General features: G+C 62.1%; 18 protein-coding genes. 11 read left to right on the top strand and 7 right to left on the bottom strand.

Translation table 11 applies throughout. From position 1 onward, the window contains the following. Window positions 1-158 precede the first annotated feature (158 nt). The 7 genes from OZ911_RS23425 to OZ911_RS23395 all read left to right on the top strand — a co-directional run bounded on the left by OZ911_RS23425 (window position 159) and on the right by OZ911_RS23395 (window position 5,736). On the top strand, window positions 159-1,046 hold the full coding sequence (locus OZ911_RS23425) for an acyl-CoA dehydrogenase middle domain-containing protein (RefSeq protein WP_060517499.1): 888 nt from the start codon (window positions 159-161) through the stop codon (window positions 1,044-1,046). Between the two features lie 75 nt (window positions 1,047-1,121). After that, window positions 1,122-2,204: a serine hydrolase domain-containing protein gene (locus OZ911_RS23420; RefSeq protein WP_016488908.1), complete on the top strand. Its 1,083-nt coding sequence runs from the start codon at window positions 1,122-1,124 to the stop codon at window positions 2,202-2,204. Further along, window positions 2,201-2,497: a hypothetical protein gene (locus OZ911_RS23415; RefSeq protein ID WP_023049229.1), complete on the top strand. Its 297-nt coding sequence runs from the start codon at window positions 2,201-2,203 to the stop codon at window positions 2,495-2,497. The genes OZ911_RS23420 and OZ911_RS23415 overlap by 4 nt, the downstream gene beginning before the upstream one ends. 44 nt (window positions 2,498-2,541) lie before the next feature. After that, entirely contained in the window at window positions 2,542-3,123 is a 582-nt protein-coding gene (locus OZ911_RS23410) for a YceI family protein (protein WP_023049230.1), read from the top strand. Window position 3,124: 1 nt separating this feature from the next. After that, window positions 3,125-4,282 (top strand): phospholipase D-like domain-containing protein, encoded by a 1,158-nt coding sequence (locus tag OZ911_RS23405; protein ID WP_016488905.1) that lies wholly within the window; start codon window positions 3,125-3,127, stop codon window positions 4,280-4,282. A 51-nt stretch (window positions 4,283-4,333) separates the two neighbouring features. Continuing rightward, a complete protein-coding gene (locus OZ911_RS23400) occupies window positions 4,334-4,912 on the top strand; it encodes a DJ-1/PfpI family protein (RefSeq protein ID WP_016488904.1) in 579 nt (192 codons plus the stop codon). A gap of 233 nt (window positions 4,913-5,145) precedes the next feature. Continuing rightward, window positions 5,146-5,736, top strand: coding sequence for a GNAT family N-acetyltransferase (locus OZ911_RS23395; RefSeq protein WP_023049231.1), 591 nt, complete (start codon window positions 5,146-5,148; stop codon window positions 5,734-5,736). An 8-nt stretch (window positions 5,737-5,744) separates the two neighbouring features. On the opposite strand, the gene OZ911_RS23390 is transcribed toward OZ911_RS23395, so the two are convergent. Next, window positions 5,745-6,725, bottom strand: a complete 981-nt coding sequence (locus OZ911_RS23390) for a hypothetical protein (RefSeq protein ID WP_070086905.1) — start codon at window positions 6,723-6,725, stop codon at window positions 5,745-5,747. Between the two features lie 238 nt (window positions 6,726-6,963). Continuing rightward, complete coding sequence (locus OZ911_RS23385; RefSeq protein WP_016488901.1) at window positions 6,964-8,487, bottom strand: fumarate hydratase; 1,524 nt, start codon at window positions 8,485-8,487, stop codon at window positions 6,964-6,966. Between the two features lie 276 nt (window positions 8,488-8,763). Here OZ911_RS23385 and OZ911_RS23380 point away from each other — a divergent pair, with 276 nt between their 5' ends. Beyond that, the gene (locus tag OZ911_RS23380; RefSeq protein ID WP_023049233.1) at window positions 8,764-9,702 is read left to right on the top strand and encodes an iron-sulfur-binding ferredoxin reductase; all 939 of its coding nucleotides are present in this window, start codon (window positions 8,764-8,766) and stop codon (window positions 9,700-9,702) included. Window positions 9,703-9,735: 33 nt separating this feature from the next. Here OZ911_RS23380 and OZ911_RS23375 read toward each other — a convergent pair whose 3' ends face one another. The 4 genes from OZ911_RS23375 to pyk form a co-directional block, all read right to left on the bottom strand. Beyond that, the gene (locus OZ911_RS23375) at window positions 9,736-14,247 is read right to left on the bottom strand and encodes an RHS repeat domain-containing protein (RefSeq protein ID WP_268968485.1); all 4,512 of its coding nucleotides are present in this window, start codon (window positions 14,245-14,247) and stop codon (window positions 9,736-9,738) included. An 80-nt stretch (window positions 14,248-14,327) separates the two neighbouring features. Continuing rightward, complete coding sequence (locus OZ911_RS23370; RefSeq protein WP_087534779.1) at window positions 14,328-15,524, bottom strand: IS256 family transposase; 1,197 nt, start codon at window positions 15,522-15,524, stop codon at window positions 14,328-14,330. Then, a complete protein-coding gene (locus OZ911_RS23365) occupies window positions 15,487-16,131 on the bottom strand; it encodes a hypothetical protein (RefSeq protein WP_268968484.1) in 645 nt (214 codons plus the stop codon). The genes OZ911_RS23370 and OZ911_RS23365 overlap by 38 nt, the downstream gene beginning before the upstream one ends. Before the next feature lie 161 nt (window positions 16,132-16,292). Continuing rightward, window positions 16,293-17,747, bottom strand: a complete 1,455-nt coding sequence (pyk, locus tag OZ911_RS23360; RefSeq protein ID WP_016488898.1) for a pyruvate kinase — start codon at window positions 17,745-17,747, stop codon at window positions 16,293-16,295. A 179-nt stretch (window positions 17,748-17,926) separates the two neighbouring features. Between pyk and OZ911_RS23355 the strand changes: the two genes are divergently transcribed. The 3 genes from OZ911_RS23355 (at window position 17,927) to sbcB (ending at window position 20,272) form a co-directional block, all read left to right on the top strand. Continuing rightward, window positions 17,927-18,313 carry a tetratricopeptide repeat protein gene (locus OZ911_RS23355; RefSeq protein WP_016488897.1) on the top strand — a complete coding sequence of 129 codons (387 nt, stop codon included), beginning with the start codon at window positions 17,927-17,929 and terminating at the stop codon, window positions 18,311-18,313. Between the two features lie 123 nt (window positions 18,314-18,436). Continuing rightward, entirely contained in the window at window positions 18,437-18,796 is a 360-nt protein-coding gene (locus tag OZ911_RS23350) for a PilZ domain-containing protein (protein ID WP_016488896.1), read from the top strand. A gap of 42 nt (window positions 18,797-18,838) precedes the next feature. After that, entirely contained in the window at window positions 18,839-20,272 is a 1,434-nt protein-coding gene (gene sbcB, locus OZ911_RS23345) for an exodeoxyribonuclease I (protein WP_023049235.1), read from the top strand. Window positions 20,273-20,344: 72 nt separating this feature from the next. Here the strand turns inward: sbcB and mvaT are convergent, their stop codons facing one another. Then, complete coding sequence (gene mvaT, locus OZ911_RS23340; RefSeq protein WP_012273998.1) at window positions 20,345-20,722, bottom strand: histone-like nucleoid-structuring protein MvaT; 378 nt, start codon at window positions 20,720-20,722, stop codon at window positions 20,345-20,347. Window positions 20,723-20,741 lie beyond the last annotated feature (19 nt).

Here is a 20,741-nt window from a genome sequence, read left to right as displayed (position 1 = left end):
ACGAGTCTCCATAAGCCAGCCATGAAGGGTTGCGGCCGGTCGGCTTTGTTGTGCAAAGTCAGCCTAGGTAGACGCGGTGTCACCCCTGTGAATCTTTGGTGATGCTTGCGTGACACCCCCCAAACCTTGACCAGAAAGCCCCAGCAAGGAGCCGTCCCATGGCCTGGTTGCAACGATTGAACGACCCGCTTCGCCACGCGCCGGCGGGCACTCTGGGCGAAACCTATGCCGCGCTGCTCGAGCGCCTCGGCCCGGTTGCCCCCTTCGAACTGGCGGCACTGGGCGGGCGCGCGATGGCCACGCCGGGCCTGGCTTTTCTGGTGGGTTACCAGGCCGCCTTGCGCGTGCTGTGGCCCAGTGCACCGTCCAGCCTCGGCGCGCTGTGCGCGACCGAGCGGCGCAGCGTGCGGCCGGCGGACATGCACACGCGCCTGGACGGCTTGCGCCTGACCGGCAGCAAGGACTTCGTCACCGCCGGGCTGGAGGCGGAGTGGCTGCTGGTGGCGGCGCGCAGCGAAACCGCAGGCGCGGCGCCACAATTGAACCTGGCGGTGGTGTACCCCGGGGAGCCCGGCGTGACCCTGGAGCCATTGCCGACCTTGCCGTTGATGCCGGAGGTGGGCCATGGGCGCTTGCTGCTGGAACAGGCGGCGTGCGAGCTGCTGGCCGGTGACGGCTGGGATGCTTATGTGAAGCCGTTTCGCTCGCTGGAGGACTTGTATGTGCTCACGGCACTGACGGCCTGGTTGTATGGCGTGGGGCAGGAAAGCGCCTGGCCGCAGGCTTTACGCCTGCAACTGCTTGGGCTGCTGGCCGGGTGTGCCGAGGGTAGCCGGCAGTGTGCCGACTGCACGGATGGCCATTTGCTGTTGGGTGGTTTGTTTGCGCAGTTCCAGGCGTTGCGGGGGGCGATCGACGCAGCATTGGCGGCAGGGCCGGTGCATTGGGCGCAAATCTGGCAGCGTGACCAAGGGGTGATGGCGTTGGCTGCGGCGGCGCGCGAGCAGCGCCTGAACAAGGCTTGGGCGGCTGCGGGATTGTCATGAAGGCCTGATAGGTTTTTGTGAACCGATGATCCCGGGGGGCCGCAAGGCGGCCCCAAAATTTCGAGCTGAAACACAATGCTGAAAGGTCTGCTATTGGTTCTTTGCCTGGCCTTGGCAACCGCCGAAGCCGAGGACTGGCCTGACCCTGACTGGCAGAACGATCCTGCCCGTTTCGACTGGCAAGCCGTCGACGCCTACGCCTTCCCCCCTCGCACTGCCCCCGACCGCAGCGGCATCCGCACCGACGCGCTGCTGATCATCCGCGATGGCCGTATCCTCCACGAGCGCTACACCGCCCCCACCACTGCCGCCACCGCGCACCTGACCTGGTCGGTAAGCAAGAGCGTACTCGCCACGCTGATGGGCGTGGCCCAAGGCGAAGGGCGCTTCCAGCTGGAAGATCCGGTCACCCGTTTCTATCCCGCCATGCGCGGCCATCCCGGCATACGCATGGCCGATCTGCTGCACTGGGCCAGTGGCCTGGACTGGCAGGAAGACTACGAATACGCCCCCCTCAAGTCATCAGTGGTGGCCATGCTATACACCCGTGGCCGCGAGGACATGGCGGCCTATACGGCGGCGCGGGGTGCGGCGGCCAGCCCCGGTGAGCGTTTTCTCTATTCCAGTGGTGACAGCAACCTGCTGGCGGCTGCACTGCGCGGCATGCTCGATGCCGGGCAGTACCCCGATTACCCCTGGCACGCGCTGTTCAGCCCGTTAGGTATCGACAGCGCGGTGTGGGAGCGTGACGGGGCGGGCACCTACGTGGGCTCTTCCTATCTGTACCTCAGCGCCCGCGACCTGGCGCGAATCGGCTTGCTGATGCAGCGTGACGGGCGCTGGCAAGGCCGGCAACTGCTGCCCACGGCCTGGGTGGCCTTCAACCGAACAGCGTTTACCCATGCCGAACCTGTGCCCGGTGAGGCCAACCCTGGCGGCCACTGGTGGCTCAACCGGCCGTTGGCCGGCGCCCAACGGCCTTGGCCGAGTGCACCCGAAGACGCCTACGCCGCCCTTGGCCACTGGGGCCAGGCGCTGTACGTGCTGCCCGCGCAAAAGCTGGTGATCGTGCGCTATGCCGATGACCGCGACGGCAGCTACCAGCACGACGAACTGCTCAAGCGGGTACTGGCGGCAGTGCCCCGGGAGGGCACATGAAGCGGGCCTTGTTGCTGGTGTTGCTGGGCCTTGTGTTCTGGGCCTGGCAGGAGCGTCAGGCGTTGGCTGATTTCCCCGGCATCCTCTCGGCCTACTCGGCCAAGGAATACTGCTCGTGCCGCTTCGTCATGGGCTTCGGGCAGGCCTACTGCCAAGGCTATGTAAAGCAATGGCTGCCGCTGAGCCTGCTGGAGGAAAACAGCCAGCAGCGACGAGTCACTGCCGAGGGGTTGGGGCGGCGCAATCAGGCTAGCTGGCGGGGCCCGCACGAGGGCTGCCGCTTGCTGCCATGAAGGCGGGCGGGTAAGGTTGGCGGCCTGGTTTCACGAGATCTGTCATGTTCAAGCTGCCCCGTCTGCTGCCCGCCTTGTTGCTGGCTTTGTGCCTGCCTGCCCACGCCAATTGGCACCTCGATGGCGAATCGTCGCGCCTGTCGTTCATTACCGGCAAAAACGGTGACACTGCCGAAGTGCACCGCTTTCTGGTGCTGCATGGCACGGTCGACCGCAAAGGCGTGGCGGGGCTGAGCATCGAGATGGATTCGGTGAGCAGTGGCATTGCACTGCGTGACGAGCGCATGCGTGAGGACCTGTTCGAGGTCGAGCGTTTTGCCGAAGCCAAGGTGCGGGCTCAACTGGACCTGCGGCCGATCAACGACTTGGCCAACGGTGCCCAGATCGAACTGCGCCTGCCGCTCACCGTTACCCTGCATGGCCAGTCGCACAGCTACAACGCCCTGTTGTTGGCCACCCGCCTGGACGAGCGGCGCTTTCAGGTCGTGACACTCGAACCCCTGGTGTTGCGTGCCGATGATTTCGGGCTGCTGCCAGGGCTGCAAACCTTGCGCAAGTTTGCCGGGCTCACGTCCATCAACCCGTCGGTGCCGGTTAGCGCGGTGCTGATTTTCACCGCCCGCTGACATGCCGGGCCCGGTCTTCCCCTGGCGGGATGGCAACCAGTTCGAACTGCTGATCGACGGCCCCGAGTTCTTTCCGCGCATGCTCGCAGCCATCGTGCGTGCCGAGTTCCAGGTTGACCTGGAGCTGTACCTGGTCGAGGCTGGCGCCTGTGCCGAGGCGGTGGTCGAGGCGCTGGAGCAGGCCGCACGGCGTGGCGTGCGGGTGCGCTGCCTGTTCGATGATTATGGCTCGCTGGCCTTCAACAGCGCCCTGCGCCAACGCTTGCTGGAGGCTGGTGTGTACCTGCGCTGGTATAACCGTCTGCGCTGGAAGCGCGGCTTGCGCAACCTGTACCGCGACCACCGCAAGCTGCTGCTGGTGGACGAACGCTGGGCGGTGGTGGGCGGCACAGGGGTTACCGACGAGTTCTGGACCCCGGGCGACGCGACCAGCGAATGGCATGAGGTGATGGTGCAGATTCAGGGGCCGGTGGTAACCGACTGGCAGTTGCTGTTCGACCGCCAGTGGGGCGCCAACAACCGCCGCACCGCCTGGCGCCCTGCCGAGGGCTTCGGCCTGCCCCGTTTGCCCAAGGTGCCTGCGCAGGGCCAGGGCATGGGGCGGGTAGCTTATGCCGACGCCCGCCAGCATCAGGACATCCTGCATTCGCTGGTGCGGGCGCTGAACAGTGGCAAGCAGCGGGTATGGCTGGCCACGCCATACTTTCTGCCGACCTGGAGCGTGCGCCGTTCTTTGCGCCGTGCTGCCAGCAAGGGGCTTGACGTGCGGCTGTTGCTGACCGGCCCACGCACTGACCACCCGTCGGTCCGCTACGCCGGGCACCGCTACTACCCCCGCCTGCTGCGCGCCGGTGTGCGGATTTTCGAGTACCAACCGTGCTTCCTGCACCTGAAGATGGTTGTAGTGGACGACTGGGTCAGCGTCGGTTCGTGCAACTTCGACCACTGGAACCTGCGGTTCAACCTTGAGGCCAACATTGAGGCGCTGGACCCGCCGTTGACGGCCGCGGTGGTGGCCAGCTTCGAGCGCGACTTTGCCTTGAGCGAGGAAGTCGACCTCGACCACTGGCATGCCCGCCCCCTGTGGCGCCGGGTTAAACAACGAATCTGGGGCTGGATCGACCGACTGGTAGTCAACGTGCTCGACCGCCGTGACTGACAGCGGCTATCGTGCATTGACTGTTTACGGTTAACCGAAGGAGTGGGTGCGATGACGGCGAAGAAGATTCTTATGCTGGTAGGCGACTACGTCGAGGATTACGAGGCGATGGTGCCGTTTCAGGCCTTGAGCATGGTGGGCCACACGGTGCACGCGGTGTGCCCGGAGAAACTGGCGGGGCAGACAGTGCGCACTGCCATCCATGATTTTGAGGGTGAGCAGACCTACAGCGAAAAGCCGGGGCACAACTTTGCCTTGAATTATGACTTTGTGCGGGTGCGGCCCGAGAGTTACGACGCCCTGCTGATCCCGGGTGGCCGTGCGCCGGAGTATTTGCGCCTGGATGAAAAAGTGCTGGCGCTGGTGCGGGCTTTTGACCAGGCTGGCAAGCCGATTGCGGCGGTGTGCCATGGTGCCCAGCTGCTGGCGGCGGCGGGTGTGCTGGAGGGGCGCGAATGCAGCGCGTATCCGGCGTGTGCCCCGGAAGTGCGTCTGGCGGGCGGCACGTTCATCGATATCGCCGTGGACCAGGCCCATGTGGATGGCAACCTGGTGACCGCACCGGCGTGGCCAGCGCACCCGGCTTGGCTGGCGGCATTTCTGAAGGTGCTGGGCACCCGTATTGCCTGATACGGCGTCTTCGCGGGGGAACCCGGTATTCGCCATGCACGGTGAACGCCGCCACCGCGCGACTGCCGCCGGCGTTGAACGCGGCCTAGTAGGCATTTACCCGCTCGGTAGCGGTCATGGAACAGTACCTGTCGTGTATGGAAAAGGCGGGTCGTTGCCTCGGATGATAGGGTTTCCCCTCAAGCCCGGCTTAGCCGAGCGCGTCATCCACATCGACAAAACGACCGCCAAGCATGGAAATACGCCTGTTGCACGGCGCCGCTATCGCGCCATACATCGATGACCTCGCTCGCCTGCGCCTGGCCGTAATGCGCGAATTTCCCTACCTGTACGACGGCAGCCCGGACTCTGACGTCGACTATCTGGCCAGCCATGTCCGCTCCGGGCGCAGCCTGGTCGTGCTGGCCGTGGACGACGGCCAGGTAGTCGGAGCCTCAACCGCTTTGCCGCTGATGGATGGAGCTCCTGAATTCCTTCAGCTGTTCCGGGCTCAGGGCCGCGATCCTGCGAGCGTCTATCTGTTCGGTGAGTCGTTTGTCCTGCCGCAGTACCGCGGGCAAGGCCTCGGGGTGCGTTTTTTTATCGAGCGTGAATCCTATGCGCACACACTTGCCGCGTTCGATTACTGCGTTTTCTGTGCCGTCGAGCGCCCGGGCGTGCATCCAAGGCGCCCCGCCGGTTACAAACCCTTGCAGGGTTTCTGGCGCAACCGGGGTTTTTTGCACGAGCCGTCGTTACGCACCACGTGTGCCTGGCGCGACCTGGGTGAGCAGGTCACTTCCGAGAAAATCATGTCGTTCTGGATGAAGGCACTGATGGTATGAATCTGTCGTCAGGGGCCAATGTCCAGCTTGCTTTCGCTGACATGGTATTTCAGTGCGTGGCCGCCATTGCTGACGAGGAATTCGACGTGGTACGGGTTGCCGTGTTGGTCGAGTAGCAGCCACACACTGGGCGCTTCATTGAGCGAGTTGTAATGCTTTGCGTAAAAGCGTCTGTAGTAATGATGAAGTGTCATGTGGTTAGGGCGCTGTACATAGGCTTCGCCTGAATCAGGGGAGACTGCCTCGAACGCTTCTCCCACCCCCAGGGCTGTTACTGTTGCCTCTTGGCTGTAGTCGTTAGTCAGCTGGAATGAGATAAGCGCGGGGTCATGATTGTGCCGCTCATAAAATGGCGTGTTCGAGGGCGTCTCCAGTGCGGTGCTCTCTACCATGATGAGTTTGGGATCGGCAAAACCAAAATAGCTGACTGTCTCTTCGACTTCGTCGTCCCAATGGCTATCGGCATTGTTCGACTTGTATTTGAAGGGCGTGCCCGGCTCAAGGTGGAACACCTTGTCGTGCGGTGGCGGTGGCGTGATGGACTCAATGACCACCGATGACACGAAGGGGCTGGTGTTGGTTATGGCGTAGGTATTCTCATCTTTCAACATTAATGCGTAGATCTGGGTGAGCGTGCCGCCAGGGCGTTGGGACGTGACGTAGAAGATGCGGCGAATGCTGTTTGCGGTTTTTTCGGTGAGCGCGCTGGGGGCGCCTCCGTAGGCGGCATGATAAACAAACCGTTTATCGCGCGCCTTGGACGCAAACAGGTCGGGGTGATCCAGCAGGCGTGGTTCGCCGTCTTCATCAATTAACACCAGCGACAGGCTATTGAGGCTCTCTTCGCTGAGGGTTTCCCCTTTACGTGGCTCCAGGGTGACAGTCACTTCCACTTGCTGCCGACCATTGGCATAAAGGCGATTGGAGCTTGAGGTGATATCCAGGCGAAAGCGGGTGAGCCATTGGTTGTCGAGCTTGAACCCTTTCATTTTGAGACACTCGTTGATGGGGGAGTGCCCAGTTAAAGCCATTCCAATCGCTACCGGATGGTACATAAATGAATCAGTTCAGCGTTTGCCCCCTGTTGCAGCAACACTGAAACGGCGATTTTTTGCCTATGCCCTGGACAAAAAAAACACCCTGCGAAAGCGTAGCCATCGCAGGGTGTTGGTTTCAATCGCGAGCAACCGACCTTCGAGAAACGGTTACTCAAGCCTCAAGGCTGCCTCACTTAACTTCTACTGCCAGGCTTTCGGCGATCTTGCTCTGCCACAGGGCAGGGCCTGTGATGTGCACCGATTCACCATTGCTGTCTACCGCGACGGTAACCGGCATGTCCTTGACCTCGAACTCGTAGATCGCTTCCATGCCCAGCTCGGCGAAGGCCAGGACCTTGGACTTGCGGATGGCCTGGGCCACCAGGTAGGCAGCGCCGCCAACGGCCATCAGGTACACGGCCTTGTTGTCCTTGATCGCTTCGATGGCGGTCGGGCCACGCTCGGACTTGCCGATCATGCCCAGCAGGCCGGTTTGCTCGAGGATCTGGCGGGTGAACTTGTCCATGCGGGTGGCGGTGGTCGGGCCTGCAGGGCCCACCACTTCGTCACCGACCGGGTCAACCGGGCCTACGTAGTAGATGAAGCGGCCTTTCAGGTCCACCGGCAGCGCTTCGCCACGGTTGAGCATTTCGACCATGCGCTTGTGTGCGGCGTCGCGGCCGGTGAGCATTTTGCCGTTGAGCAGAATGGTCTCGCCCGGTTTCCAGCTGGCGACTTCTTCAGGGGTGATGTCGTCGAGGTTGACGCGGCGGGCACTTGGGCCGGCTTCCCAGACGATTTCCGGGTAGGCGTCCAGCGATGGCGCTTCCAGCTCGGCCGGGCCGGAGCCATCGAGCACGAAGTGGGCGTGACGGGTGGCGGCGCAGTTGGGGATCATGCACACCGGCAGCGACGCGGCGTGGGTCGGGTAGTCCATGATCTTGACGTCGAGCACGGTGGTAAGGCCACCCAGGCCCTGGGCGCCGATGCCCAGTTGGTTGACCTTCTCGAACAGCTCCAGGCGGATTTCTTCCAGGCGGTTCTGCGGGCCACGCGCTTTCAGTTCGTGGATGTCGATGGATTCCATCAACACTTCCTTGGCCATGACGGCGGCCTTCTCGGCGGTACCGCCGATGCCGATGCCGAGCATGCCAGGCGGGCACCAGCCAGCGCCCATGGTCGGGACGGTCTTCAGCACCCAGTCGACGATCGAGTCGGACGGGTTGAGCATGGCCATCTTCGACTTGTTTTCCGAACCGCCACCTTTGGCTGCCACATCGACTTCGACTTTGTCGCCAGGGACGATCGAGTAGTGGATGACTGCCGGGGTGTTGTCCTTGGTGTTCTTGCGAGCACCGGCCGGGTCGGCCAGGATAGAGGCGCGCAAGACGTTTTCGGGCAGATTGTAGGCGCGGCGCACACCTTCGTTGATCATGTCGTCGACGCTCAGGGTGGCGCCATCCCAGCGAACGTCCATACCGACGCGCACGAACACGGTGACGATCCCGGTGTCCTGGCAGATCGGGCGGTGGCCGGTGGCGCACATGCGCGAGTTGATCAGGATCTGGGCGATGGAATCGCGCGCAGCAGGCGATTCTTCACGCAGATAGGCCTCGTGCATCGCCTGGATGAAATCGACGGGGTGGTAGTACGAGATGAATTGCAGGGCGTCGGCGACGCTCTGAATCAGGTCGTCTTGCTTGATCACGGTCATGCAGCGCGCTCCTCTTAAAGACGGGAACATTCATAAAGACGCTCGACGGTGCCGACCAGCATGTCGAAACGCCTTGCAAGGCGCCGGCAGGTCAGGCCGACGGAAAAAGGCGCGGCAGTATAGCGCGCATCCGTCCCGGGCACACCTTCGGCCGGTCTGGACGATGGTCGGCAGCGGGCAGGCACTGTTCTTGCTGTCTCGGTCGAGAGATAGGATGCTTGACGGGGGCCGCAAAGCGGGCCCGGCAAAATAAAGCGCCAGGAGAGAGAGCTGACAATGCCCGAAATTTGCGTGGGCGAGCGCCGCTGGGCGGTGCCCACTGGCAGCAACTTGCTCGATGCCTTGAACGAGGCCGGCCTGAATGTGCCCTACAGCTGCCGGGCCGGCAGTTGCCATGCTTGCCTGGTGCATTGCCTGGAGGGGCAACCGGCGGATGCCTTGCCTGAGGCACTGGCGCTGGATAAGCATGCACAAGGCTGGCGCCTGGCGTGCCAGTGCCGTGTAGTGGGGGACCTGCGCGTAGCGGTATTCGACCCTCTGCAGGACGGCATCCCCGCTCAGGTGTGTGCGCTGGACTGGTACGGTGATGTGTTGCGCCTACGCGTGCGTCCAGAGCGAGCGCTGCGTTATCAAGCCGGGCAGCATGTGCTTCTGTGGAACGGTTCGATCGCCCGGCCGTATTCACTGGCAAGCCTGCCGGGCGAAGACGACTTTCTCGAATTTCATATCGACTGCCAGCGGCCTGGTTTATTTTGCGACAAGGCTCGCAGCCTTGATGTTGGCGACGTACTGCGGTTGGGTGAGCTGCGGGGTGGGGCGCTGCATTATGAGCAGGACTGGCACGCGCGGCCGCTATGGTTGCTGGCGGCGGGTACCGGCCTCGCACCGTTATTGGGCATCCTGCGCGAGGCGCTGCGTCAAGGGCATCAGGGGGATATCCGGGTCATGCACGTGGCGGCGACGGCGCAGCAGCATTACCTGACTGCGCCCCTAGCCGCGTTGGCTGTGGAACACCCGAATGTGAGCGTGGAGTTTATCGTTGCCGAGCAGCTGCAAGCTTGGCTGCAAGGCTTGCGCCTGTCGTCGCGGCACACCGTGGCCTTGGCATGCGGTGCACCGGGGAGGATCGAGGAGTTTGCGCGGCGCTTGTTCATTGCCGGGTTGCCGCGAAACCAGTTGTTTGCCGATGCTTTCGTTGACCGCGCGCCACCGTGACGCCCGCTCGTGGGCGAAGCATGCTGCCGTAAGCTATTGAGGAAAATACAGCCTGCCGGTCGCCAGCTCTCTGTCGGGAGTCGCGGAAAACGGCCCGGTCTGGCCCATCAGTTGGCGCCATCTTGATATTTGCTGCCTGGGTAGATTGCTGGTCTGAGCTGTCACTTCAAGGGACTGCATGAAACCGGCACGATGTACCCAGATGGGTCTGTCATAGCCATGTACCGGCCGCTGCAGCACATTGGCGATGCGTTGTGCTGCTCCACTCTTGCCGCCATAACAGGCCAGCAAGACGATAGGTTGGTTGTCGGCCATGCCGGCGAGGCGCGGTGCGATTTCCCGCAGTGCAACACGTACGGCATCTTCCATCTGGCCTGCGCCGTTCATCAACTGGCCAGCCTTGCTGCCGTGGGTTTCGAAGGCACGGATACCTTGCCCCACGAAGTTGTAATGCATGGCAACGTCGTTGGCCATGCCGTCAGCCGAGTAGATCACGGCGGTGTTTTGTACCTGCCGGGGGGCGGGCGTCATCGGGTTGGCGAACGCACGCTTGGCATTAGCCCTGCCAGGTGAGCGGAGCGCTTTGCTGGCGACTTTGGTCGAGCCAGGCGCCATACCGATTACGGCACTGGCCAAGCCAGTACCCAGTGATATCCAGCCCAGTACGTTGGCGGCTTTTTCGTCCGCGCCACTGGCTTGCATCGTCATGCTGGCGATACCGGTGCTCAGGGAGATAGCGTTCAGTGCGGCATTGCCGATTGCCAGCGCCGCACTGCCGGTCAGCGCACTGCCGCCATACAGGGCGACAATGGCGGGCACGGCGGCGCCCAACGTGCTGATTGCGGCCGCTGCGCCTATCGCCAGGCCTACGCCTGCGATCGTCCAGCCGACCCAGCTGTGACCATCGGGGTCGATGCGGTTGACCGGATCACCGGCGCAGTACGCGTAGGCATTGAGCCCACCACGGTCGAACGGGCTATCACTGTCGGGGCTGAGGAAGGTCATCAGGACAGGATCGTATGGCCGGTAGCCGGCAGGGATGTACCAGCCCGTCAGCGGTTCGCGGCGCAGCCCGGCAAAACCGAACGGAGCTTGCTGGTCGTTTTCGGGTTCGGCGCCATGCGGGCTGTAATGGCACTGGCGCAGTCGCTCGTCGACTTGCAACCGTACGGTGCCTTGGCCATCGCAGCCAAGCAGGCGGATGGTGGACTCCCCGCCATCCTTGCAGCTCACGGCAAACACTTCGGCGCCGTCACCAATCAGCCCCAGGCGCAGCTCACCGTGCTGTTCGTGGGTCAGTTGCCCGGCGCTGTAAAAACTGCGTACCCGGCCATGGTCCAGTTCACGTTCGCAGAGGTTACCGCTGGCGTCGTAGTGGTAATGGCAGCTAGAGCCACTGTGCTCGACCTGTACCAAGCGGTCGGAGCTGTTCCAGGTCAAGGTGCGGCCCATACTGTCGGCGATGAGCCGGCCACAGGCGTCGTACGTCAGTTCGATGCGGGCTGGCCAGCTTGGGTGGGAGTGGGTAACCGCGCTGAGCTGGGTCGGATCGTTCGCCACGTAGCTGAACTCAGCCGCGTCCTGGCTACCGTCGGCAAAGGTGCTGACCACTCGCTGATAACCATCCAGCGGGTTGAAGGTATAGCGTTGTTCGACGATGGGATTGCCGAACGGGTCGAGTGGCGCGCCGTCGGCGCTGGAGCGGTAGCGTACCAAGCGGCCCCGCCGGTCGTAGTCGAAATACTCTTCGGCGCCGTTGATGCTGCGCTGGATCACTTGGTCGAGGGCTGAATAGGCCAGCGTCAGGGTGATGCTACGCTCCCCCTCGGTATCGCTCACGGTGTAGACGCTGCGCTGTTCTCGGCCCATGGTGTCGTAGCTGATTCGCCGGGTCAGGCTCCGCGCACGGGCAGGGTCGTGGGTGGTAATGCTCAGCGGGCGGGAGAGGGCGTCGTAGCTGAACTCGGTTTGTACGCCGTCTACCTCAAGGCGCTGCAGGCGCCCGAACCTGTCGAGATGGCGATGGTGTTCGGCTCCCGCAGCGTCGGTGAATCCCACTGGCAACCCGTTGAGCGAATGGCGCCAATGGGTGGTGTGCTCGACCTCGTCGAGGCACCAGCTGTCGCGCAAGGGCAGCCCGGAAGGCGTGAGTTTCCAGCTGAGGCTGCCGAGCCCGCCGCGGGCGTTGGTCGGAATGCCGAGCGTGGCATGATAGGTCAGCTGCTGCTCGGCTTCGCCGTCGGCTGCGGTGCCTAGCAGGGCATTGCCCAACTGAGGCTCGTAGCGGTAGGTCACGTGCTTGCCATCGGCCAAGGTGTTGGCGACGGGCGGCAGCTGGCCTGGGCGGTAGTGATAGTGGGTGGTACGCCCGGCGACCTGCACCGAGCGCTGCCGGCCGAGCCCATCGAAGGTCTGGCGGCCGAGTATCCAGGCGGTTTCGCTCATTGCCTGCGCCTCACCGACGCTCGAGCTGACAGCAATGCTTTGCGGGTGATGGCCATCACTGTGCTCGGCGAAGGTCCAGGTCACCACTGTATTGTCCGGCAGGTGCTTTTCGATGATGCGTGAGTAGGCGTCATGGCGCAGGCGGGTGACGATGTCGGGTGAGCCTTCTACCTGGATGCGCTGCTCGATGACCCGGTCGAGGCCGTCGCGCAGCAGTAGCAGGGTGCGGGTGTGTCGCCCGCGGGTATCGTAATCCTGCTGTTCCACCGGGCTGCCGGCAGCGTTGTGCGAGATGACCTGGCGCGGCCCCTGTAACTTGCCTGCCGCTTGCCACTGTTCGCTGCGGCGGGTGATGGGGTCGTGGTGGAGGTGCTGTTCGATGCCTTCCAGGCTGGTCACCTGGCAGGCGTGGCCCCAGTCGTCGTAGCGGACTGTGCGGGTCAAGGTGAGCAGGTTGTCGGCCTTGAGCCAGTCCAGTGAGGTCTGGCTGACCAGGCGTCCGAGGGCATCGTACTGGTTGCGGCTTGTTTCGCGGAACACGCCCGGGCTGTTATCGAGGTCTTCAAGGTGAATGCTCACGACCCGGCCTTCGCCGTCGAGCCATTGGCGCTGTCGGCGGCCGGTGATATCGACCTGCTCGATCAATACCGGATTGTACTGGCCGTTCGGCCTGGCTTGCCTGGCGAACTCGTCGTTGAGGTGATAACGGGCCAGGCGCTGGGTCTGGTAAGGGCTGCCTGCTGCGGACCTGGTGCATACCACACGGCCTAATCGGTCATATTCATAACGGGTAATGGCACCGCTGTCGTGCCGCTCCCAGAGAGTCTGGCCGGTGAGCATCGATTGTGCATGAGCGGTGCTGGAGCGGTTTTCTTCATCGTTCTCAAAGCCCTGCAGGGTGACTTCGGTCACCAGTGCATCCGCGGTGGCACTGTAGCTGTAAAAGGTAGTTGTGCATTTGCCGTCGAGGGTGACGACGCTCTTTTCTTCCCGGCCATACGTGGTACCTGCAGTGGTCAGGTAGAACTGCCGGGTATGCTCGATCACCCGGTTCTCGGGGCCTTCGAGCTGCTCGCTGGCCACCAGTATGTGGGGCAACGCGCCTTCGATCAGCGAAGGTAGCGCCTGGTAGGTATAAGTAGTGGCCAGAACAGGGGCTGCGCCTTTGGCGATGACGGGGATAACGGTCTTTTTTTTCAGGAAACGTACCCGGCCGAGTGCGTCTGCGGGGCAGCCTTCGGCACCTTCTGCCGGGTAGTATTCGTAACATTCCTCGACGCCGCTGGGGAATAGCACGCGCAGAGGGTTGCCGAAGTCGTCATAGACATAGCGGGTGCTCTCGCTGCGGCTTTGGCCGGGCCGGGAATGATCCAGATAGGTGACCGATACTTCGTGGGGCAACTGGCACCAGGCCGGTTGCTCCTCCCAACTGAGTGCCGGATCGACGCCGTAGAGCGTTTGCTCGCGCGTTTCACAGTGCCCCCGGCGGGTCACTTCACTTACCTGCAGGTGGAAACGGTCCCAGGTGCGTTCGACTGTGGCCAGAAGCATGCCCTGGCCATCGGTCTGTTCTTCCACCATCTGGTATTGATAGTCGCTGTTGACCTGGTAGAGGTTGTCCCGCCCGCTATGCCATTCGAACGCCTGGTCGCTGCCATAGCCCAGGTGGTTGTGATCGCCGATCCACTGGTAGCTGCGTTGGAGCTCACTGCCCGGGCCAGCACTGGTATGGGTCCATCCCATGACGCGGGGCAGGAATGCCAGGGGGCCGCCTTCGGGCATGCGCAGGCCTTCACTGTCCTGGGACCAGTGGACGATGTCACGGGCACCGAGAGGGCCGATAAAGCGACGTGGCAAGAGGAGCTGCGCCTGCCCCGGCACGTTCAGGGCGTCGTACTCGATTTCGAATGGCTGGTCGATGTCGGGGAGGTACAGCTGGCTCAAGCGCTCATTGCTCAGCAGCGCCCTCAGAGTAGCGGCGTGGGCCGTTTGTGGATTGAGCACGAAACGCAGTTCACTGGCTTCGGTTTCCAGGGCCAGCAATGTACGGGTTTCATCGCGGATCCTGGCCAGCGTCGATATACCGTCGGCGAAGGGCATCCAGTCGAAATACAGGCGGCGCCGATCGTGTCCCAGGAAGTGGTGTAACTCATCATGGCTCTGGCCACTGAGTTTGCCGTTTAGTTGATCACGGCCGACAGCTTGGCCTGTGGATTATCGCTGACTGCCTCAAAGGCCTCCAACTGCATGTAACGCCGTTGCAGGCACCACTCGTCGTTCTGCTCCAGCAGCATCGCGCCTACCAGACGCGTAATGGCCGGATCGTTGGGGAAAATCCCCACGACGTCGGTGCGGCGTTTGATTTCAGCGTTGAGCCGCTCAAGCGGGTTGGTGCTGTGCAACTGCTGTCGATGAGCCTTGGGAAACGCCATGTGCGCCAGCACTTCATCCTCGCAACCATCCATGAGCGCCGCGATCTTGGGGTATTTTTCGCGTAGCTGATCTGCGACCAAACGCCATTGCTGATGGCATTCGGCACGGCTGTCCTGGGCGAAGACCGTGCGCAGTAGAGCCGCCACCATGGTGCGCTGACCTTTGCCGACGTGGGCCATGGCATTACGCATGAAATGCACACGGCAGCGCTGCCAGGTCGCATTGAAGACCTTGGATACAGCTGCTTTCAGGCCTTCGTGGGCGTCGGAGATGACCAGCTTCACGCCCCGCAAGCCACGTCGCATGAGGCTGCGCAGGAAGTCTGTCCAGAACGGCTCAGCCTCTGACGGCCCAACCCGCATGCCCAGGACTTCGCGGCCACCGTCGGTGTTCACGGCCACGGCGATTATTACGGCGACCGAGACGATGCGTCCGGCCTCCCGCACTTTGACGTAGGTGGCATCGATCCAGAGATAGGGCCAGTCGCCCTCAAGCGGGCGGTCAAGGAAGGCGTGAACGCGCTCATCGATCTCACCGGCTAGCCGTGAGACCTGGCTTTTAGAGATACCGGTCATGCCCATGGCCTTGACCAGCTCGTCCACCGAACGCGTTGAAACGCCTTGGATGTAGGCCTCCTGGATGACTGCCGCCATGGCTTTCTCAGCGGTGCGTCGAGGTTCAAGGAAACCAGGGAAATAGCTGCCTTGGCGCAGCTTGGGAATCTTAAGGTCGACGTCGCCTGCGCGGGTTTGCCAAAGACGATCGCGGTAGCCATTACGGCTATTTGTCCGGTCTGGGCTTTTGACATCGAAGCCCGCGCCGCACAGGCCTTCGACGTCGAACTCCATCATGCGCTGGGCAACGAACTGGATCATTTGCTTGAGCAGATCAGCGTCTGCCCCTTTCTCAACCAACTCGGTCAATGCGATAGTGGGCTTGGTCATCGTGGTTTCTCTGGTGAGTGTTTGGTCTTCGCAAACTCAACGTTAGCCAAGAACCACGATGACCATCCTCTTTGGCCCGCAGGGCACCTTCGGCTGGTTCAGTTACACCACTTCCCGGGACACGATCGCGGCGCCCTTCGGGTGAGCGCATCTCCTCAAGCAAGTAGCGGGTGCTGTCGTCCTGTTGGCGAAGAATCTCGCTTTCGCCGGTTTGCTTGTCGACCCGAAAATTGCCATCGGCTTGACGCGTGACTGTGAAGGTTGGCAGTTTCTGATCGAAGAATGCCAGCCGGCCACCACTGCACGGGTCGGAGTTGATCAGATCAATGGCGAACTGCTCGCCTGAAGACAGGCTCAGACGCGGGTTATCCTGATCAAGGTTGATTTCCGATAGCCCCAGGCTCCAGCCCAGGCCATAGCCACGGTTACAGGAAGAGGCCAGGGTGCTGAAAGCCAGTGTCACGCTCAGCGTTGGCCCGCACAGCTGGTTGGCGGGAGGCACGGGCAGGGCAATGGCCAAGCAGAACTGGCCTGTTCGGTTGTCGACAGCGGTCTTGAAGCAATCAAGAAAGTTGCCGGCTTGGGAGTGTAGTGGAGCGTCACGCATGATCAGGCTCTCGTCATCGAAGTGAAGAGGCCCAATTCAAGGACACGTGGCGAGCTGGCTGGCGCTAGATAAGTCTTTGAGAGGCGAGATGCGTGGCGTTGAAAAAAGCCCCGACAGAAGCTGTACGGGGCTCTTGTAGCACGCGACCTGCGAGCAGCTGATCAGCCGACCAGAGGATCACCGACATGCAGGATCTTCATGCCGTTGGTGCCGCCGATGGTGTGGTAGCTGTCACCTTTGGTCAGGATCACCCAGTCACCCTGTTGCACCAGGCCACGCTTGAGCAGCTCGTCGACTGCCGCCTGGCTTACCTTGTCGGCCGGCAGCGAGGCCGGGTCGAAGGCGATCGGGTACACGCCGCGGAACATCGAGACGCGAGCCTGGGTCGCGCGGTGCGGCGACAGGGCGAAAATCGGCACGTGCGAACGCAGGCGCGACATGATCAGCGGGGTGTAGCCGCTTTCAGTCAGGGCGATGATCGCCTTCACGCCCGGGAAGTGGTTGGCGGTGTACATGGCCGCCAGGGCGATGCTTTCGTCGCAACGTTCGAAGGTGGTGTGCAGGCGGTGGCTGGACTTCTGGTTGGTCGGGTGCTTTTCGGCACCTTGGCAAATCCGCGCCATGGCCTGTACGGCTTCGATCGGGTAGGAACCGGCAGCACTTTCGGCCGACAGCATCACCGCATCGGTGTTGTCCAGCACGGCGTTGGCCACGTCGGACACTTCAGCGCGGGTCGGCATCGGGTTCTGGATCATCGACTCCATCATCTGGGTCGCCACGATCACCGCCTTGTTGTTGCGGCGGGCGTGCTGGATGATCTTTTTCTGGATGCCGATCAGCTCGGCGTCGCCGATTTCCACACCCAGGTCGCCACGGGCAACCATCACCGCGTCGGAGGCGGCGATCAGCTTGTCGAGGGTCTCGTCGTCGGCAACTGCTTCGGCCCGTTCGATCTTGGCCACCAGCCAGGCGCTGCCGCCGGCCTCGTCACGTAGCTTGCGTGCGTATTCCATGTCGCTGGCATCACGCGGGAAGGAAACGGCCAGGTAGTCCAGGTCCATTTCCGCGGCCAGCTTGATGTCGGCCTTGTCTTTTTCGGTCAGGGCCGGCGCGGTCAGGCCGCCACCTTTGCGGTTGATGCCTTTGTGGTCCGACAGCGGGCCACCGATGATCACCACGCAGTGCAGGGCGTCTGCAGTGGCGGTTTCGACGCGCATGACCACACGGCCATCGTCGAGCAGCAGTTCGTCACCGACGCCGCAGTCCTTGACCAGGTCGGGGTAGTCGATACCGACGATGTCCTGGTTGCCTTCGGTCAGCGGGTGGGCGGTGGAGAAGGTGAACTTGTCACCGATCTTCAATTCGATGCGCTTGTTGGCGAACTTGGCGATGCGGATCTTTGGACCCTGCAGGTCGCCCAGCAGCGCGACATGGCGGCCGTTCTTGGCGGCGATGTCACGGATCAGGCGAGCGCGGGCCTTGTGCTCGTCCGGGGTGCCGTGGGAGAAGTTCAGGCGTGCCACGTCCAGGCCGGCAAGGATCAATTGCTCGATCACTTCCGGCGAGTTGCTGGCGGGGCCAAGGGTGGCGACGATTTTGGTACGGCGGATGGTCATGCACAGACTCCTATAGTGAAGCGCAGCGAAAGGCTACTCCTGAATCTCGCTGTAGTCATTGTTCCGTTGCACTACCTGCGACCAAGACAGGGTGGCATTTGAACGGTCGGGGTATGCTTGCAAAAGCCTGTGAAGATTTGTTGGCGATGGCCGATACACAGGCATCAAAGGAGATCCCCATGCGAGCCCTGATCGTTTTAGCCCTGGCGGCCAGCGCCGTCGGCTGCACCCGCTGGTCCATGGACCACCACCTGAACAATGCCTACCGCGCCTACGACCGTGGCGACTGCGCACGGGTCATGCTGGAGCTGTCGCAGGTCGATCGCACCAGCCGTTCGCGGCCGTTCATCCACCCCGAGGTGTCGCTGCTGCGTGGCCAGTGCCTGGAGCGCCAGGCGCTGTACGTGGATGCCGCGCAGACTTATCAGTACCTGATCCAGAAATACCCGGGCAACGAGTACGCCTATCGTGCCCGGGCACGCCTGCAGACCCTTGAAAAACTCGGGCATGCCCGTAGCGGCGAAGCGGCTGTGGCCAACCCGGTGACCACCGCACCTTGGCGATAACACCAAGGTGTGGTTTATTTCACGGGATTTGCTGCGCGCCCTGCGCTAATCTGTAACTCAGCTGTTACAACAACCGCCAGTACCTTGTATTCCTGGCACCAGGTACGGAATACACACGCGATCATGTTCAACAAGCGCCACATCGAGCGTCATCAGCTGCCTTGTATCCTCAAGGTATTCAACCGTTTTACCGGTCAGGAGATCGGCCAGCTGGGTAATGCCTCCGAGGATGGGCTGATGGTCATCAGCCAGCTGCCTGTGCTGGTAGGGCCCGATTACGAACTGCAATTGCGCTTGCCGCTGGTTGGCGGCGGGCATCAGTTCGTCAACCTGACCGCCAGTTGCCTGTGGTGCCGCGAAGACCAGACGCCAGGCCACTACGATTCCGGCTTCATGCTGTTGCAGGCGCCTCGCGAATTCGACGAGTTCGTGCGCTCACTGCGTGATTATTTCAGTTTCCTGCCTGCCAACGCTTCTGTCTGAGGCTGCGCTAGAATCGGGTCGACCTTGATACAGGACGACCCCGTGACCTCAAGCATTTTCTGGCACGACTACGAAACCACCGGCATCAACCCGCGTTGCGACCGGCCGCTGCAGGTGGCCGGCGTGCGCACCGATTTCGACCTTAACGAAATCGATGAGCCGATCAGCCTTTATTGCCGGCCTTCCGATGACATCCTGCCACACCCGGCGGCTTGCCTGGTGACTGGCATTACCCCGCAGTTGCTGGCCGAGCAAGGCCTGTGCGAGGCCGAGTTCATGACCCGGGTGCATGCGCAACTGGCACACCCGGGCACCTGTGGTGCTGGCTACAACACCCTGCGTTTTGACGATGAAGTGACCCGCTACAGTTTGTACCGAAACTTTTTCGACCCCTATGCCCGGGAGTGGCAGGGCGGCAACAGCCGCTGGGACCTGATCGATATCGTGCGAACCGCCTACGCGTTGCGCCCTGACGGTATTCAATGGCCGCAACAGGATGGGCGCACCAGCCTGCGCCTGGAACTGTTGAGCAAAGCCAATGGCATTGACCATGGGCATGCCCACGAAGCGCTTTCCGACGTGCGGGCAACCATTGCGCTGGCCCGTCTGATTCGGCAGAAACAACCCAAGTTGTATGAGTGGCTCTTCCAGTTGCGCAGCAAGCATAAAGTGATGGAGCAGATCCGTTTGTTGCAGCCACTGGTGCACATATCCGGGCGCTTTTCGGCGGCGCGTAATTACCTGGGTGTCGTACTGCCATTAGCGTGGCACCCACGTAATCGCAATGCGCTGATCGTCTGCGACTTGCATCAGGAACCCCTACCGTTACTAAGGGAAAGTGCCGAGGTTCTACGCCAGCGCTTGTATACCCGTCATGAAGCACTGGCCGAGGGTGAATTACCGGTGCCGCTCAAACTGGTACAGATCAATCGCTGCCCGGTACTGGCGCCACTGTCGGTATTGCGCCCGGCCGACCAACAACGATTAGGCCTGGACTTGACGTTGTTACAATTGCGCGGCGAACAGTTGGCTAATCAACAGGCGCAATGGCAAGACAAGCTGGCGCACATCTACGGCAAGGAAGACTTCACCCCGACAGAAGACCCGGAACAACAGTTGTATGACGGTTTTGTAGGGGACCGAGACCGCCGCTTATGTGAGCAAGTGCGTATGCTGGAACCCGCGCAGTTGGGCCGTGGGCAGTGGATGTTCGATGACCCGCGTTTACCGGAATTGCTGTTCCGCTATCGGGCGCGCAACTTCCCCGAAACCTTGACCAGCGAAGAGCGTCAGCGCTGGTATGGCTTTTGTCAGCAGCGCCTGAGCGACCCGCAGTGGGGGGCGCCCAATACGCTGGGCGACTTCGAACAGGCGCGTCAAAAAGCCTGGGAAGGCGCTGACGAGGCTGGGCGGCGTGTGCTGGAAGCTTGGCAACTGCACGCCCGGCAACTGCAGGAACAATTTGCAATTGGCTGACAGCGGGGCAACAAAAACGCCGGCAATGTGCCGGCGTTTTTGTTGCGACAAGCAAAAGGCAAATGCGGACAATCAGTCCAGCAGGGTTGCCCAGCTCTCAACCACATCACCACCCCAAGTGGCTTTCCACTCTTTCAGGGTTTTGTGGTTGCCGCCTTTGGTTTCGATGACTTCACCGTTGTGCGGGTTTTTGTATTGCTTGACCTTGCGCGCACGTTTGGTGGCAGTAGTCTTGACCGCACCGCGAGGTGCCTTGCTCAGTTTCGACTCTGGGTCGAGCAGGGCAATCACGTCGCGCAGCGACTTGGAGTACTCGCCCATCAGAGTGCGCAGTTTGCCTTCGAACTCCAGTTCTTTTTTGAGCTTGTCATCCTGCGACAGGTTGGCCAGGCGGGCCTGAAGTTCCTTGATGGCTTCTTCGGTAGCGCGGTACTCGTTGATCAGGGACATGGAGTGTTCCTTAATGCGT

This window comes from Pseudomonas fortuita, from assembly GCF_026898135.2.
Taxonomy (GTDB): Bacteria; Pseudomonadota; Gammaproteobacteria; order Pseudomonadales; family Pseudomonadaceae; genus Aquipseudomonas; species Aquipseudomonas fortuita.
Note: the sequence above shows the minus strand (reverse complement) of the source record. Positions and strands in the feature narration are given on the sequence as shown.

Excerpts from the sequence above, each read along its gene's own strand:
- OZ911_RS23425 (WP_060517499.1), top strand. The coding sequence starts at position 159 with ATGGCCTGGTTGCAACGATTGAACGACCCGCTTCGCCACGCGCCGGCG.
- OZ911_RS23420 (WP_016488908.1), top strand. The coding sequence starts at position 1,122 with ATGCTGAAAGGTCTGCTATTGGTTCTTTGCCTGGCCTTGGCAACCGCC.
- OZ911_RS23415 (WP_023049229.1), top strand. The coding sequence starts at position 2,201 with ATGAAGCGGGCCTTGTTGCTGGTGTTGCTGGGCCTTGTGTTCTGGGCC.
- OZ911_RS23410 (WP_023049230.1), top strand. The coding sequence starts at position 2,542 with ATGTTCAAGCTGCCCCGTCTGCTGCCCGCCTTGTTGCTGGCTTTGTGC.
- OZ911_RS23405 (WP_016488905.1), top strand. The coding sequence starts at position 3,125 with ATGCCGGGCCCGGTCTTCCCCTGGCGGGATGGCAACCAGTTCGAACTG.
- OZ911_RS23400 (WP_016488904.1), top strand. The coding sequence starts at position 4,334 with ATGACGGCGAAGAAGATTCTTATGCTGGTAGGCGACTACGTCGAGGAT.
- OZ911_RS23395 (WP_023049231.1), top strand. The coding sequence starts at position 5,146 with ATGGAAATACGCCTGTTGCACGGCGCCGCTATCGCGCCATACATCGAT.
- OZ911_RS23390 (WP_070086905.1), bottom strand. The coding sequence starts at position 6,725 with ATGAAAGGGTTCAAGCTCGACAACCAATGGCTCACCCGCTTTCGCCTG.
- OZ911_RS23385 (WP_016488901.1), bottom strand. The coding sequence starts at position 8,487 with ATGACCGTGATCAAGCAAGACGACCTGATTCAGAGCGTCGCCGACGCC.
- OZ911_RS23380 (WP_023049233.1), top strand. The coding sequence starts at position 8,764 with ATGCCCGAAATTTGCGTGGGCGAGCGCCGCTGGGCGGTGCCCACTGGC.
- OZ911_RS23375 (WP_268968485.1), bottom strand. The coding sequence starts at position 14,247 with ATGCCCTTCGCCGACGGTATATCGACGCTGGCCAGGATCCGCGATGAA.
- OZ911_RS23370 (WP_087534779.1), bottom strand. The coding sequence starts at position 15,524 with ATGACCAAGCCCACTATCGCATTGACCGAGTTGGTTGAGAAAGGGGCA.
- OZ911_RS23365 (WP_268968484.1), bottom strand. The coding sequence starts at position 16,131 with ATGCGTGACGCTCCACTACACTCCCAAGCCGGCAACTTTCTTGATTGC.
- pyk (WP_016488898.1), bottom strand. The coding sequence starts at position 17,747 with ATGACCATCCGCCGTACCAAAATCGTCGCCACCCTTGGCCCCGCCAGC.
- OZ911_RS23355 (WP_016488897.1), top strand. The coding sequence starts at position 17,927 with ATGCGAGCCCTGATCGTTTTAGCCCTGGCGGCCAGCGCCGTCGGCTGC.
- OZ911_RS23350 (WP_016488896.1), top strand. The coding sequence starts at position 18,437 with ATGTTCAACAAGCGCCACATCGAGCGTCATCAGCTGCCTTGTATCCTC.
- mvaT (WP_012273998.1), bottom strand. The coding sequence starts at position 20,722 with ATGTCCCTGATCAACGAGTACCGCGCTACCGAAGAAGCCATCAAGGAA.